The sequence below is a fragment of the Lacisediminimonas profundi genome (genome assembly GCF_008831265.1).
GTDB lineage: Bacteria > Pseudomonadota > Gammaproteobacteria > Burkholderiales > Burkholderiaceae_D > Lacisediminimonas > Lacisediminimonas profundi.
In genome coordinates this window covers 100,654-115,397 of sequence record NZ_VTTH01000002.1, presented here as the reverse complement: position 1 = coordinate 115,397, position 14,744 = coordinate 100,654, and the positions used below count along the sequence as shown (strand labels likewise).

14 protein-coding genes and 2 pseudogenes are annotated in these 14,744 nt (G+C 57.3%); 3 read left to right on the top strand and 13 right to left on the bottom strand.

Translation table 11 applies throughout. The features are described 5' to 3' along the window. The first annotated feature begins 176 nt into the window (after nt 1-176). Nucleotides 177-548, top strand: a complete 372-nt coding sequence (gene hpf / locus FVE66_RS06165; RefSeq protein ID WP_151446545.1) for a ribosome hibernation-promoting factor, HPF/YfiA family — start codon at nt 177-179, stop codon at nt 546-548. 79 nt (nt 549-627) lie between these two features. Here hpf and FVE66_RS06160 read toward each other — a convergent pair whose 3' ends face one another. The 11 genes and pseudogenes from FVE66_RS06160 to FVE66_RS06110 form a co-directional block, all read right to left on the bottom strand. Beyond that, a complete protein-coding gene (locus tag FVE66_RS06160) occupies nt 628-3,270 on the bottom strand; it encodes an EAL domain-containing protein (RefSeq protein WP_151446544.1) in 2,643 nt (880 codons plus the stop codon). Between the two features lie 83 nt (nt 3,271-3,353). Further along, nucleotides 3,354-3,818: a DsrE family protein gene (locus tag FVE66_RS06155; protein ID WP_241673047.1), complete on the bottom strand. Its 465-nt coding sequence runs from the start codon at nt 3,816-3,818 to the stop codon at nt 3,354-3,356. A 175-nt stretch (nt 3,819-3,993) separates the two neighbouring features. Then, on the bottom strand, nt 3,994-4,251 hold the full coding sequence (locus tag FVE66_RS20325; RefSeq protein ID WP_161993202.1) for a hypothetical protein: 258 nt from the start codon (nt 4,249-4,251) through the stop codon (nt 3,994-3,996). 25 nt (nt 4,252-4,276) lie between these two features. Next, entirely contained in the window at nt 4,277-5,149 is an 873-nt protein-coding gene (locus FVE66_RS06145; RefSeq protein WP_151447212.1) for an alpha/beta fold hydrolase, read from the bottom strand. Between the two features lie 110 nt (nt 5,150-5,259). Continuing rightward, the gene (locus tag FVE66_RS06140; RefSeq protein WP_151446543.1) at nt 5,260-6,336 is read right to left on the bottom strand and encodes an alkene reductase; all 1,077 of its coding nucleotides are present in this window, start codon (nt 6,334-6,336) and stop codon (nt 5,260-5,262) included. Between the two features lie 36 nt (nt 6,337-6,372). Beyond that, a complete protein-coding gene (locus FVE66_RS06135) occupies nt 6,373-7,077 on the bottom strand; it encodes an SDR family oxidoreductase (RefSeq protein WP_151446542.1) in 705 nt (234 codons plus the stop codon). An 87-nt stretch (nt 7,078-7,164) separates the two neighbouring features. Next, entirely contained in the window at nt 7,165-8,166 is a 1,002-nt protein-coding gene (locus tag FVE66_RS06130) for an NADP-dependent oxidoreductase (RefSeq protein WP_151446541.1), read from the bottom strand. A 98-nt stretch (nt 8,167-8,264) separates the two neighbouring features. After that, a complete protein-coding gene (locus FVE66_RS06125; protein WP_151446540.1) occupies nt 8,265-8,867 on the bottom strand; it encodes a TetR/AcrR family transcriptional regulator in 603 nt (200 codons plus the stop codon). Nucleotides 8,868-8,905: 38 nt separating this feature from the next. Then, a pseudogene (locus FVE66_RS06120) lies at nt 8,906-9,328 on the bottom strand (transposase); the annotation flags it as partial. A gap of 201 nt (nt 9,329-9,529) precedes the next feature. After that, the gene (locus tag FVE66_RS06115) at nt 9,530-10,720 is read right to left on the bottom strand and encodes an FAD-dependent monooxygenase (protein WP_161993201.1); all 1,191 of its coding nucleotides are present in this window, start codon (nt 10,718-10,720) and stop codon (nt 9,530-9,532) included. A gap of 113 nt (nt 10,721-10,833) precedes the next feature. After that, the gene (locus tag FVE66_RS06110; protein WP_151446537.1) at nt 10,834-11,805 is read right to left on the bottom strand and encodes a Bug family tripartite tricarboxylate transporter substrate binding protein; all 972 of its coding nucleotides are present in this window, start codon (nt 11,803-11,805) and stop codon (nt 10,834-10,836) included. A 147-nt stretch (nt 11,806-11,952) separates the two neighbouring features. Between FVE66_RS06110 and FVE66_RS06105 the strand changes: the two genes are divergently transcribed. Beyond that, entirely contained in the window at nt 11,953-12,768 is an 816-nt protein-coding gene (locus tag FVE66_RS06105) for an IclR family transcriptional regulator (protein WP_161993200.1), read from the top strand. An 84-nt stretch (nt 12,769-12,852) separates the two neighbouring features. Then, nucleotides 12,853-12,996, top strand: a pseudogene (locus tag FVE66_RS20455) (NAD(P)-dependent alcohol dehydrogenase); the annotation flags it as partial. A gap of 216 nt (nt 12,997-13,212) precedes the next feature. Here the strand turns inward: FVE66_RS20455 and ttdB are convergent. Both ttdB and ttdA read right to left on the bottom strand, forming a co-directional pair. Next, nucleotides 13,213-13,821, bottom strand: a complete 609-nt coding sequence (gene ttdB, locus FVE66_RS06095) for a L(+)-tartrate dehydratase subunit beta (RefSeq protein WP_151446535.1) — start codon at nt 13,819-13,821, stop codon at nt 13,213-13,215. After that, nucleotides 13,818-14,717, bottom strand: a complete 900-nt coding sequence (gene ttdA, locus FVE66_RS06090; protein WP_151446534.1) for a L(+)-tartrate dehydratase subunit alpha — start codon at nt 14,715-14,717, stop codon at nt 13,818-13,820. The genes ttdB and ttdA overlap by 4 nt, the downstream gene beginning before the upstream one ends. Between the last annotated feature and the right edge of the window lie 27 nt (nt 14,718-14,744).

Here is a 14,744-nt window from a genome sequence, read left to right as displayed (position 1 = left end):
CGCTAGGCAACAATAGCCAAGCAATTACCAGGCAATAACCCGGGCGGGTCCAGCACCCGCCCCTTCTTCAAATGGGCCAGGCATGTGCCGGTGGAATTGATCAATCTGGATTCCCCCTGGCTGCGCGATGAACCATGTCCCCTCCCCGCGCTCATACTGATTTTGGGGACCGCCATATGAACCTGCAGATTTCCGGACACCACCTCGACCTTACTCCCGCAATCCGGCGCTACGTGGAAGAAAAGGTGGAGCGCATCAAACGACATTTCGATCAGGTCATCCAGATCGAGGTCATCCTGGCTCTGGAAGCCAGCGCCGACAAGGACAGGCGACAGCGAGCCGAGATCAATGTACGCGTAAAAGGGGATCTGTTGCACGCCGAGAGCTACGCGCAAAACCTGTATGCGGCGATCGACGCGGCAGTGGATAAACTGGACCGGCAGGTCTCGACGCACAAGGGCAAGGTACAGCACCACCAGAACGTGGCCGCCAAGCATTTGCACCCCGAAGAACCGATTACCGGGGAGGAAGCCCTACCGGATTCATGAAATGGCTGACAGGGCAAGCGGCTCCGGCCCGGGTAGCGCGATCAGCGCCAATGCCGGGCCAATCTGATCATTTGCAATTTCATCCAGGCCTGGTCTCGGGCACCAGCTGCGAAACGCCTGCTTGCTCGATGAAAGACATGAATTCATCATCCCTGAGAGCGTGGCTGACCAGCCAGCCCTGGATCAGGTCGCAACCCATGGCAACAAGAAATTCTCGCTGCGCCATGGTCTCGACGCCTTCAGCAAGCGTCTCGATGCCCAGACTGTGTGCGAGGTTGATCACTGCTTCAACAATCGCTTCATCGTCAGGGACCTTGCCTATGCCGCGCACAAAGCTCTGGTCGATCTTGAGCTTGTTGAAGCCGAGACGACTCAGGTAGCTCATCGAGGAATAGCCTGTCCCGAAATCATCAATGGCAAGCTTCACACCCAGCTCGCGCAATTCATGCATCGTCAGAATTGCTGCCTCCGGATCCCCCATGGTCAAGGACTCGGTGACTTCAAGCTCCAGAAGATCAGGTGGCAGCCGATGCTCCGTCAATGCCGCTGCAACCGTTTTCAGAAAATCGGCATGCCGGAACTGGACGACCGATATGTTCACTGCAACAGTCATCTGATAGCCGGCATCATGCAAGCGGCGCGCCATCCCGACCGCCTGCCGCAGCATCCAGTCCCCAAGCGGCAGGATCAAGCCGGCACTCTCGGCCAGGGGTATGAATTCCGAGGGCGGTACCGAACCAAGTTGGGGGTGGGACCAGCGGATCAGCGCCTCCGCCCCTGTCACCTTGCCCGAAGAAAGACTGACCAGAGGCTGGTAATGCGCATCGATCTGTCCCTTTTCGAGTGCCTGGCTCAACGCGCCGGTAAGGGCAAGAATCCTCGCGGATCGTTGCTGCATGGACTGCGTGAAGAACCTGAAATCGTTTCGCGCCTCGGATTTCGATTGGTACAGCGCTGCATCCGCCTTGCGCGATAGAACATCGATGTCCGTGCCATCCTCGGGAAACATGGCGATTCCCAATGAAATCCCGACACTGACTTCGCTTTCGCCTATGAGATAGGGCTGATGGATCCGATCCCGTATCTTCGTTGCAATCTGCGCTGCCTGCGCCGAGTCGGTCTCGGGCAGCACCATGATGAATTCGTCACCACCCATGCGGCACGCGATGTCGGCGTCGCGCCGGATCTCCGTCAAGCGTCTTGCCACTTCCACCAACAGTTGATCACCAGCTTCGTGGCCAAGCGAATCATTGACATGCTTGAAATGATCCAGGTCCATGAATATCACTGCCAGCTTGCTGGCGTGCCGCTGCGCCATCACGAGCGCCTGCTCGAACAAACGATGGAGCTGGACCTGGTTCGGAAGTCCGGTCAGTTGATCAAAATCTGCAAGGTGCCGGATCCGTTCCTGGTCCTTGATGCGCTGCGTGACGTCGCGCGAAAGAATCAACACATTCGGCGCCTGCCCATCGGGCATCGGCTTGCGTGCAGCGGAGAGTTCGAACCAGTGCGTGCCGCCATCGACCGCCAGCCGTATCGCCTCGCCGCTACTCTGGCCTTCGTCTATCGCCTTGCGGATGACCGCATGCACGGCCATGGCCGCGACCGGCGGCATGACATCATCAATGGTGTGCCCCTTGAGGGCAGACATCGGTGCTGCCAGCAAATTTTCTTGCGTAGTATGGATCTCGAGATAACGGCCACTGGCATCCAGCTCGAACAGCAGGTCAGGTATTGCGCCGAGCGTCGCCCGCAATTGCTGATTGGATGCCTGGAGATCTTGCAGTGCCAGACGCACGCGCCGCCGCAACCACCAGACGCCCGCACCCAAGGTCAGCACGGCAACACCGAAGCCGATCAAGGAATTCACAACCACCGCAGGCAGGGGCTTGTCGATATAGCGTACACCCCAGCGGCCCAACACCGTGAAGTAAGGTGATTGATCGTCCTTCAACCAGCGCTCAAGATGTCGATCGATGGCGTTCAGTTCGGCCTGGTGCTTGCCCGTGCTGCTCGCATAGTAAAGCCTGGAGGGGTTGAAGACGACTGGCGTTGCTTTCAAGCCGTATGCTCCAGCACTGTAATCGCCAAAATGCATGCTGGCGGCAGCAGCATCGACTTTCCCTGATGCGGTCAATTCAAACGCCTCGGAAACCGATTCCACCTCCACGAAAACAGCGGTAATACTGAAGCCCGCAAGTGCGCTCTTGAGCGCATCGAGTTGAACGCCACCAGCCAGCACTGCGATGCGTTTTCCCTGGAGATCGAGCAAGGAGTCGATGCGGGCGTCAGGACGTCTGTACAGCTGCGACCAACTGACCATTGCCGGCGTTTTGTGAAAGTCGAGCCGCTTCTGACGCTCGTCCGTCAGGGCCACATCGGGCATCAGGTCAAGTTCACCCGCTTCCAGGCGAACCAGGCAATCCTGCCATTCACAGGGTTCGAACTGCAATGACCAACCCTCGACCTTGGCGATTTCCTGGAGCAGTTGGACAAGACTGCCGGTGGGCCGGCCCGATTCATCGGTGAAGACTTTCGGAGGGTTTTCGTAGAGACCGACTCTCAGCGATTGGGCTGCGCCTTCGCCGGAAAAGGTGAACAAGAACGACCATAGCAAGAGATTGCATGCCCAATATCGCTGGCAGAGGAATCGCCAGCCGACCGATTTGATCTGCTGGCGCCTTTGACAGTCAAGCTTTTGCGCAGGCAAGAATTTACCCATTGATTGACCGGGTTAGCAATTGATCCACGGCCTGGCCCGGGCGCTATTCGAACTGGCTGCGATGCCGGTCAGGCACCATATCGTCATGGGCGAATGTAGGCATAACCCTGCTGTTGCTTGCGCATCAATTCCACCACGCCTGCAGGCACGTATCCAATATCGGGCATCATTTCCGACTTGCTGAGTTTCTGGGCCTTCAGGGTGGTCTCGCATGCCACCACCTTGACGCCGCTCTTCATGACCTCGGCGACACGACTGGCGACGATTGAATCGTCCTTCAGCATGCCGATGCCCGGCCCGTATACAACGATTTCCATGTCAACCGCCGCAGCGCCCAGGTCAGCCTGCACGTTTTGCACATTGTTCAGCGTGAGACCCCATTTGCCGCGATCGTTGTCGCTGACCTGGAAGACAATCTTGTTCTTGACGGGCGCTGCCTGGGCATGAGCCTGATTTGACAAAAGCGTAACAGTTAGCAACGCAAATCCCATTGATGCGAAAGCTCGCCGGGTGGTCATCAACAAGCTCGCTTGCATTGCATTTTTCATGCTGGTCTCCTCCTTGATTGAATTGGCAATATTCCGGAGGCAAGTCGTGCCAGGCAGGTGCGTACTGAAACCGAAATATTGCTCCAGTGTACAGCGCTCTGAAATGCATTGACTATCGCCACCTCAACTTTTTGCGGGAGGCGATATAGTGGTTGACGAGCTAAACGGGCCAGCCTTATCGCGGACTGGGAACAAGTTTACATGTCCAATTGCAAGGCCCGCGGCGCGGCCATCGCGCGGGAGGTCGCGGCTCGGCGTTGATCTCGTGCTGACGGCACGGCGTCGCGACGCACTCGACGCGGTCGCCGCGACCTGCAAGGGTGTGCAGGTCGAGATCATCACCGCAGATCTCGGCAAGCACGATGCCGCTGGATGCGCCAGTCACCAGCGCGCGCCTGCGAATGTTGGCGGTGGAAAAATGATTATTGTTCATGCTGGGATGCTCCTGTGGGCAACGGCTATCGGCCAAGGAACTCAAGTGCGCTGTGCACGAAATCGGCATGGAACTGAAATATGCCGCCATGACCGGCATCGGGATAGATGATCAAGGTGCTGTTCGGAAGCCGCCGCGCCAAGTCGCGCGTGTTTTGCGTGGGAACCATGCGGTCAGCGTCGCCGTTGACAACGAGTACGGGATGCTTCACGACCGAGAGATCAGCTGGTTCTTTCTGGCCCCACGCGCGCAAGGCCTGCAACTGGGCTAGAAATGCGCTCACGGAGATGTCCTTGTCCCGATTCTCAGAGCGCTCCTTCAGTCGCTCCAGAAACGCCTTACCGGCTTCAATGCCGCTCGGTGTACGGGTGAAGAACAGGTACTGCTTCGCATCCTGGCCCGTAAAGAAACCCCGGAGCATGTCGTAGAAGGTCACCCTCGCCACTGAACTGATGCCCTCGCCACCCGCCGGGCCGGTCCCCGCGAGAATCATTTTTCGGATGAGTTGTGGCTCCTTCAGCACGACTTCCTGGGCAATCATGCCGCCCATCGAAAACCCCAAAAGATCAACCTGTTTGAGCCCCATGGCTTTGATGAAAGTAACGGCATCGTCAGCCATTTGCTCCATGGAATTCGACGGTGAGCCACTGGATGCCCCAATACCACGGTTGTCGAAAGCAATCACATGGTGCTTCGCTGCAATGCCGTCCATGATCCGGGGATCCCAGTTGTCCAGCACGGCGGCCAGATGGACAAGAAACACCACGGGCGTTCCGCCGTTTTGCCTTCCCAACTCTCGGTACGCAAAACTCACGCCACCCGCCGTGATGGTTTGCGTGGCCACGCTCTGCCATGAGTCCCCCAACGCTTGGCTGGACGTCTGCAGGGTTTGGGTCATTCCAGTCGGCACCGCATCTGCTGCGCTAACTGACGGAAGCAGGGTGGCAGCCAATGTGAGCCCGACCAGAACGACCTTTAAAAAATGTTGCATTGCATCGGTCTTCATGGTCAGGCTCCGATGGTTGGGTAGTCGGTGTAGCCCTTTGGGCCAGGCGTGTAGAACGTTGACATGTCCAGTTCGTTGCCTGCCGCGCCGCTTCGCATACGGGCAACCCAATCCGGGTTGGCGATAAACGGTCTGCCAAATGCAATCAGATCCGCACGACCTTCAGCGAGCGCAGCCTCGGCACCGACGCGGTCAAATCCACCGGCGAGAATGAACGTGCCTTTGAATGCGACACGCAAGGCTTCTTTGCTGGCTTCTGGCACGGGTGGTGTACCCAAGGCGGAATGGTCCAGAACGTGGATATAGGCCAATTTAAGTGAAGACAAGGCGTCCGTCAGCGCCAGGTATTGCGCATCCACTTCAGGGAATGTGCCTGTGCCACCCAAAACACCGTGAGGAGACATGCGAATACCCACCTTGTCCGCACCAATAGCGGCAACGGTAGCGCGTGCAACTTCCAGTGCAAAGCGGTTGCGACCTTCGATGTTGCCGCCATACCCATCAGTTCGCTTGTTGACGTTGGCATTCAGGAACTGCTCTATCAGGTAGCCATTCGCAGCGTGCAATTCAACGCCATCAAAGCCTGCTTCGATGGCCAGCTTGGCGGATTGCACATATTCATCAACGGTTGCCGCAATGTCCGCTTGCGTCATCTCCCTGGGCGTTGAATGCTGCTGCATGCCTTGGGAGTCCGTGAACATCTCCCCAGGGCACCGGTCTGCTGAAGGCCCCAGCACCTCGGCACCTGCCGGGAGATTGGCAACGTGCGTTACCCGTCCGGTGTGCATCAGTTGAACGACTATCTTCCCTCCCTTTGAATGCACGACATCGGTCACCTGCCTCCAGCCAGCGACTTGGGCGGCATTGAAGAGACCGGGAATGCGCGGGTAACCCAGCCCGTTGGGCGATGGTGAAGTGCCTTCGGTGATGATCAAGCCCGCGGTCGCGCGTTGACCGTAGTACTCTGCCATCAGAGCAGTGGGGATGTTGTGTTGCGAAGCACGGCTGCGGGTGAGTGGTGACATGACGACGCGATTGCTCAATTGCAAGGAAGATGTCTTAAGCGTTGTGAAGAGCATGGTTGTTTTTCCGGTGAGTAAATGGGCGTTCTGTGCTCAGTGCGCTTGGGGCAGGTAGACCGGCCGTGGTGCCGCCAGTCCTTGCCGGACCTGCTGGGTCAACGCATCGGCCAACACCTCATCGGCGCCCGCCTCCAGTCCGTCGAGCGCGCGCTGGACGATCTCCTCGGCACTGCTTTTCTGTACATCGAAGCCCCGCGTGAGATCGGTGTCCACATAGGCCATGTGCAAGCCAAGTACCTGGGTCTTCTGTCCCGCCAGTTCGTGGCGCAGTGCGTTGGTCAGCGACCAGGCGGCCGATTTGCTCGCCGAATACGCCGCCAACTCCCCGCCGTTGACCCATGACGCAACGGACAGGATATTGAGCAATGCGCCGCCACCATTGGCTTTGAGCACCGGCGCAAAGGCCTTGCCCATGCTCAGCACGCCAAAGAAGTTGGTCTCGAAGATGCGGCGGGTGACCTCATCGCTGCCCTGCAGGAGAAACCCACCGGGTTGGGCGATGCCAGCGTTATTGATCACGAGCGTCACATCAGACGCTTGCTGAACGGCCGCAGCAACCTCTTCAGGTTTGGTGACGTCGAGTTGCAGAGCTTCGACACCCGGCAAGGTCACGGATTCGGGATTGCGCGCGGCAGCGTAAACCTTGCGCGCGCCACGAGCGAGCAAAGCGCGCGCAAATGCCAGACCGATTCCGCGGTTGGCGCCGGTGATAAGAACGACAGAATTTTCGATTTTCATTGGGGACTCCTGGGGTTAAATGGGCACTACGCATGACGAACGTCATATGGATGTACGTGCCAGTGGGTGGAAGGCGACGGCGACGATTCAGCGAACCTTGATCACAACCTTTCCTTTGGCTCGTCCGCTTTCGACATAGGCCAACGCCTGGTTGGTGGATTCGAATGGGAAGACCTTGTCGACGACCGGGCGTATGGCACCCGACTCGATCAGCGGCGTGATTTGTCGCAACTGGCTTCCGCTGGCTTTCATGAACAGGAACGAGAACTCAACATTGAGGCGTTTCGCTTTTCTCCGGGTACGAAAGCTCAGAGCGCGCATGACCTGTTTCACAAGCCATGGGGCCTTGATTTCTTCTGCAAACGCGGGATCAGGAGGACCGGATATGGAGATGAGCTTTCCACCAGGCTTGAGCACTCTTAGAGACCTCTCCAGCGTCTCGCCATTCTGGCTGTTCAGAACGACGTCGTAGCCGCTCAGAACTTTTTCAAAATCGTCTTTTTTGTAATCAATGAGGACATCTGCGCCCAGGCTTTTCACCCAAGCCATATTGCCTGTGCTGGTAGTGGTGGCAGCGGTTGCGCCCAGATGTTTGGCCAACTGGATTGCAAAAACACCGACACCGCCTGAGCCGGCCTGGATGAAAACCTTCTGCCCCTTCTTCAGCTTGGCCTTCTCGACCAGCGCCTGCCAAACCGTCAAAGCTACCAGCGGAACGGAAGCGGCCTCTTCCATCGTGAGATTCTTGGGTTTGAGCGCCAGGGACGCTTCCTTGACGGACACAAATTCGGCGAACGCACCGATCCGAAAATCATCCAGCCTGGAATAGACCTCGTCACCAGGCTTGAATAGCCGCACGTCCCGCCCCACCTCGACGACCTCTCCGGCGACATCGTGCCCCAGAATGAGAGGAAGTTTATAGGGCAAGAAGAGTTTGAACTCACCGTTCCGAATTTTGTAATCCAACGGATTCACGCCAGCGGCATGCACCTGGACCAAAACCTCGTCGTCGCGCAGTTCCGGCATCGGCATGTCTGCCAACCGCAACGCGCTCTTTTTCCCATAGCGATCAACAGTGAATGCTTTCATGGCTTTTACTCTTCTAAAAAAATGCTTGGGAGGAACTCGATGGCTAGTGTGACCAATGAATTTCGTATGACGTTTATCATATAAATTGGCAAAAAAATTCAGCCTGCAGGCAGAGCCAGGCTCTTTAGGGTTGCGTCGCACAGCGCGTCAGACAGCGTGGAATCATCGACAGCGCGGGCCAGTATCAAAGTGCCAACCATCGTGGCCACAGTCACCAGCGCACGTTCATGTGCGCTGGATTGTCCCCAGTCTGGCATCTGTCGGGCGACCAGATCAATCATCTCCTTGATACGGCGAGTGGTTGCGCGGCGCACTTCGGGTGATTGGCGCGGCATTTCGGAACCCAAGGCTGAAATCGGGCATCCTGTCTCAATACTTTCAAGATGCTCCTTGGAGAGATAGACCCGCATAAAAGCCTGTAGCGCCTGGTCTGCCGGTACTGTGGCGATGATACTGGCCGCAAGAGCGTTAGATTCAGCACCCGCACGGTCCGCCGCCTCAGCCAACATGGCTTCGCGGGATGCAAAGTGGGCGTAGAAGGCACCATGCGTCAGGCCCGCATCTTTCATGATGTCAGCGACGCCGGTGCCGTCATAGCCGCTACGGCGAATGGCTTTTGCTGCGGCACTCACGATGCGCTCGTGTGATGCCTCTTTGGCTGAGGTTCGGATGTTGGGCTTTTTTCGCATGATGGGTATCATACATAAATTTAACCCACCGCGCAACATCCTAAATAGGGCATGGCGGCAAGAAATTCGGCGGAAACCTCGACCGCGTAGCTCTCCAGCAGGAGACCCTGTACCTCACGCACGCTCATGCCGCGCGCGTACATGGCCACAATCTTGTCGTCAAAGCCGGTACAGCGCCGCTCGTGTTTGGGAATGAGCACCGCCTCAAAGCTGCCAGCGCGGTCGCGCGGAACTTCGATGCGAAGCGCCCCGCCGTAGGTGAGTACGGTCCTGGCGCTCTTGCCATTGCGCTTGTTGGCAGCACCCTCGGGCTCGCCCTGATCCGCGCGGCACCCAAGGTGGTGGCTGAGCTCGGTGCCCATGATGCGCTCAATGAGCGCCATCTTGAACGCCAGCGAGGCCGCGTCGACCTCCTCTCCACTCATCGGGCCACTGACAAACTGGTCAATCAGTTCGTTCGGGATCTTGAGCACTGCTGCGCTGCGCGCGGCAACCGCCGCGCAGGGACGTCACTTCTTCCGCTGAAAATTGAAAAAGGCCCGATGGGCCTTTTTTTAGCGCGGGCAATTTCATAGTCCGGGCAATACTACCCAGTTGCCCGAAGCGCCGACAAAGTGGATACCCTGCCCTGATCCACAATCAAGGGTGGCCAATTCTATCCGGCAATTTCTCGACTAGGCCATCTCGATGAGTTTTAGAGGCATGTTGACCACGTCATACCCGTAGATCCAATCCACGGGCAATGGTGGTGGCGGAGGCACGAGCTGGTTGTTCTCGAACTGTTTCCTGGCCTGTAGTTGCACCCTTGTAGCACGCGGTCGACGTTCATGTTCATAGGTCGCAAGTGCTGCGTCCGGATTTGACCGCCCAAGTTCGAGGCAGCGCGCAATAGCGTACCCATCTTCCATCGAGATAGCTGCTCCTTGGGCCAAAGTGGGCATCATTGGATGCGCTGCGTCTCCAAGCAGGGCAGTACGACCAACAACCCAGCGATCCAGCGGATCCCGGTCGTGAATTCCCCACTTGTACGCCTCCGTGGCTTTTGACAGGACATGCAACATCCCTGGATGCCATCCTTCATACGCTTCAAGTAAATCTGTTATGGGGCTCGGGACAGCCCAATTTTCGTCCGCCCATTTCTCCGAGACGCGGCCCGCGAAGATGTTGAGCAGCTCGCCGTTGCGTAGCGGGTAAAACAGCACATGCCCGGTCGGACCAAGCCAGCCTGTGTACTCGCTTCCGTCGAGCGGCACTGGAAGCCTGTCGGCGGCGCGGTGCAGTTCCTCCATGGGCAGGATAATTCGCCAGCAAATCTGGTTCGTGAACCTCGCCTGGCTCCTTCCAAAGAGAGCAGTCCGAACTGCGGAATGGATCCCATCTGCGCCAATTACTACATCCGCCTCGACCTCCTTACCGTTAGCAAGTCGTATTGCCGCTCCGCCTTCCCGGTTCTCCACTGCGACACATTGAGCGGAAGTATGGATTGCATCTTCTGGAATCAAGGACTGCAGGAGCTTGTGCACATCCGAGCGATGAGCCATTTGATAACGAGCGCCGAATTTTTCCTCCATCGCCCCTTTGTAGGGTTCGCGAACGCGGACGGCACCGTCGTTCCAATTCAGCGAGACCCGTACCCTTGGCTCTGCTGCGATCTTCTGGAACTGCTCACCAAGACCCAATGCATTGATGACTTTTACGGCATTGGGTCCCATTTGCAGCCCAGCTCCCACTTCGCCCAGTTGTGCGGCTCGCTCATAGAGCGCCACTTCAAAGCCTCTCTGGTGCAGAGCTGCGGCGGCGGTCAACCCTCCGATTCCTGCCCCAACTATTGCGATCCTCATTGCACGCTGGTTATTCAAAGCCATTCCTTTATCCTTTTGTAATATCGCGTCAGCTTTCTCAGAATCCACGGGCCGAAAATTTTGGTTGATACCAGGAGCCGTGCACATCTAGACCCTGGACACATCTGCCGGGAATATCAATTAAGCGTGATGCGAGCTGTCTTGATGACTTTCTCCCACCCAGCTTTGTTGTCACTCAGGAACCGTTTGAATGCATCGACGTCGCCTTGAAAGACAACTATCCCTTGCGCGGTGTAGCGCTGCGCTACGTGAGGCTTTTGCAGGATCTTGTTGATCCGGTCGTTAAGCAGGGCAATGACCTGCTGCGGCGTTCCCGCTGGCGCCAGGATTCCGAGCCAGCCCACCGCTTGGTAATCTTTGACCCCCATCTCCTGGACCGTAGGTACATCGGGTAAGGCAGGCAGCCTTTTTGCACTCGTTACTGCCAGCACCTGCAGCTTGCCCGCCTGAACGTAGGGCAGCGCTCCCTGCACGTCACTCGCGAGCAGCTGTGTTTCGCCACTTAGAACAGAAGTGAGGGCGGGTGCATAACCGCTGTACGGGACATGCACGATGTTCAGAGAGGTTCGTTGAAGTAGTCCTTCGACCGCGAGATGAGCGAAGCTCCCCTGGCCCACCGATGAGTAGCTCAGTTTTCCTGGATTTCGCTGCGCATAATTTGCAAGGTCAGCAAAGGTTTTCAGGCCAAGGGACGGTGGGCTGATCAAAGCACCAGGAATCGTGACCGCCAGGGCCACAGGCGTCAGGTCCTTCTCGGCATCGTATGGCAGCTTCTTGTAAAGCGTCACGTTCGTCGAGAAGTTGGTGCTCCCAAGAAGCAGCGTGTAGCCGTCAGGCGGCGCCTTGGCCACCACCTGTGTTGCGATGATAGTGGCCCCACCAGGCCGATTCTCCACGACCACTGGCTGCCCGAGATCGCTGGCAAGCTCAGAGCCAATGATTCGAGCAGTCAGGTCAGCAACACCTCCTGGAGCGAAGGGCACGATGATCTTGATCGGCCTTTCAGGGTAAGCCGCTTGCGCTACTCCGGTCTGGAACGCCAGGCAGGAAACCAACGCCCCCATAACGATCCTCAGATGTTTCTGCATGCATGTCTCCTCAATTTTCTCGTAGGACGGGGCGCGAGCTGCGCCTCCCTTATGCCACCATTGTCATTAAATTATATATTGTATAATTGCATGTGTTTAAGTATAATTTCCGCATTTTGTATTGTCAATATTTCTGAGACTCGAAACATGACTTCAACCACTAAACCGCACGAGGAAATCGGACGCCGCCGCATCAAGTCCATAGAGGTAGGTTTTCGGATCCTGCGTGTGCTGGAACGCGCCGATGGAAAGGTTTCGCTGCGAGAGATTTCGGCAGAAGTGGGAATGCCGCCGAGCAACGTACATCTATACCTGGCAAGTTTCCTCCATGAGGGAATAGCCGAGCAGGATCCCGCCACCAGCCGGTATGGCCTGGGGCCGTTCGCAATCCAGCTAGGCGCAGCAGCATCGCGTCAATCGAACCTTATCGATGTATCCAGGGATCTCTTAAGCCAGCTGCGAGAGGAAACACGCGACTCTGTCTTTCTTTCCGTTTGGGGAAACCGAGGACCGACGATTTTGTTCAAGATCGACGGCGAAGCTTATGGACCAATGGGGATACGCGTAGGTCATGTATTGCCCCTCCTTAGCACAGCCACCGGTAGAGTATTCATTTCCCACATTCCAGAGACGCAGACAAAAGTCTTGATCGACCAGGAACGAAAAAGCAGCTTGAGCCTGGCCGGCGGATTTGATGATCGGGTGCGCGATGTGACGCTGTCGGATATCGTCGAATCAGTAAAGAAGAGCAGTTTTGCCCAGACCGATGCAAAGATGAGTGGCGGCTACCCTGCTGCGGCTGCCCCTGTCTTCGACCAGGCGGGTCAAATCTGTGCGGTCGTCACTATCCTGGGCCCCGATGTGGGGGCGACCGACGATGACGGGGGCAGCACCGCAACGAAAAAATTGGTACAGACCGCTCAAAGGCTGTCCAACCGGCTTGGCGCACCGGACCGCAAATGAATGTCAATTCTTCCGGTGAAAATTGAAAAAGGCCCGAGCGGCCTTTCTTGTAGTAAGTGTCTGACGAGGTGAGGCCCAAATTCTTGCGGGCAGCACGGCATCACATCCGATATTGAAATCATCCCCGCCCAGGGCATCAACGAAGGCTACGAGCGCGTGCTCAAGGCGGATGTGAAATACCGCTTGGTGATCGACATGGTTTCGCTGAAAGAAGAAAAGACCGCGTGAGCACGATGCCGCTGAAGGTATTGGCCGTGGGTGCCACCGGCAGCATTGCCCGGCGGGTAGTGAAAGAAGTCATCCTGGGGCTTGTATCTTGCGGGCTCGCGCATCCGCTCATTGGCAGCAGCGTCCAACGGCCATGATCAATCATTCCCGACAGTCGCAGCACCAAAGCCCAGGAAAAAGCCACCCGGGAAGGTGGCTTTTTGCCGGAGACCCTGCTTACTTGATGAAGCGGACCTGGGCGTTGATGCGTTCCAGAATGGGCTTTTTCTTCTCGTTGAAAACCGCCTTGTTCTCCTCGATCAGATTCTTGCCCTTGGTGTCGATGGAAATGATCAAGGGCCCGAATTCCTTGACGCGGTTCACCCATAGCGTCTCGGGCATGCCCAAGTCCGTCCATTCCGCGGCTTCAATCTTCTCTACCTTTGTGGCAGCCAGCACGGCGCAACCGCCAGGGAATATGGCATGCACAGCCTTGTTCTCGACGCAGCCTTCTTGCGTTTCAAGCCCCATGCCGCCTTTGCCGACGATCAGCTTCACGCCGGTCTGCCTGATGAATTCTTTCTCGAACTTTTCCATGCGCATGCTGGTGGTCGGGCCAATGGACACCATCTCGTACTCGCCATCGTCCTTCTGCCGCACGATCGGGCCTGCGTGAAAAATGGCGCCGCCCTTGAGATCTACCGGCAACTCGCGTCCAAGTTCAATCAGCCGGCGATGCGCCACGTCGCGACAAGTCACCAAGGTGCCAGTGAGATAGACGATGTCGCCGATGTTCAAGGCTTCGAGGTCTTCGTCCTTGATGGGGGTGGTCAGAATCTTTTTCACAGCTTGAATCCTTCGTGCGAGATGACTTCGTATGACATGTCCGCCTTGACCTTGATCTTGCCGCGGCGGTGCGCCCAGCAACCGGTGGACACTGCCACGCCAATGGTGGAAGGGTGGCGTGCCGACGATTCAATGTTCACGCCCATCACACTGGCATTACCGGTCAGGCCTTGCGGGCCCAGGCCCAGCTCGTTCAGGCCCTCTGTCAGCAACTCTTCCATCAGTGCTGCATTGTCATTGCTGTGGCGCGATGTCACCGGACGAAGAATCGCTTTTTTGGACAGGCGTGCCGCGGTCTCGGCCGAAGTGGAGACGCCAACACCAACCAGTAGCGGCGGGCAGGCATTCACGCCACGCGAGGTAATCACGTCAAATACAAACTCGGCCACGCCTTCATAGCCCTGGCCAGGCATCAGCACCTTGGCCGCGCCCGGCAGGGTGCAACCGCCACCGGCCATGTAGACGTCAATGGTCACCGTGTCGTCGTTGGGAATAATCTCCCAGTCCAGCCATGGAATCCTGGTGCCGGTGTTGGTGCCGGTATTTTTCTCGACAAAGGTCTCCACCGCGTTGTGGCGCAACGGGCCATCTTTCGTGGCGCCCTCGGTTGCGCCCAGCAAGATGTCTTCGAGCTCACCCAACAGCGGGAAATTCGCTCCCGCCGTGAGGAAGTACTGAATGACGCCGGTGTCCTGGCAGCTGGGGCGGTCCAGCTTGTCCGCGGCTTCCTGGTTCAGCCGCATGGACTCGTAGACCTCCTTGGCCAGGAAATTCACTTCCTTCTCGCGCAGTTCCGTAAGCTTTTGCGTCACGTCGGTCGGGAGACGCTTGCCGATGTACGAAGTGAACTTCGACATCAGGTGCGTCATGTCTGCGATTGCTGCTTCCTTGTCCATGGGACTCTCCTGGTAATCCGTGTCTGG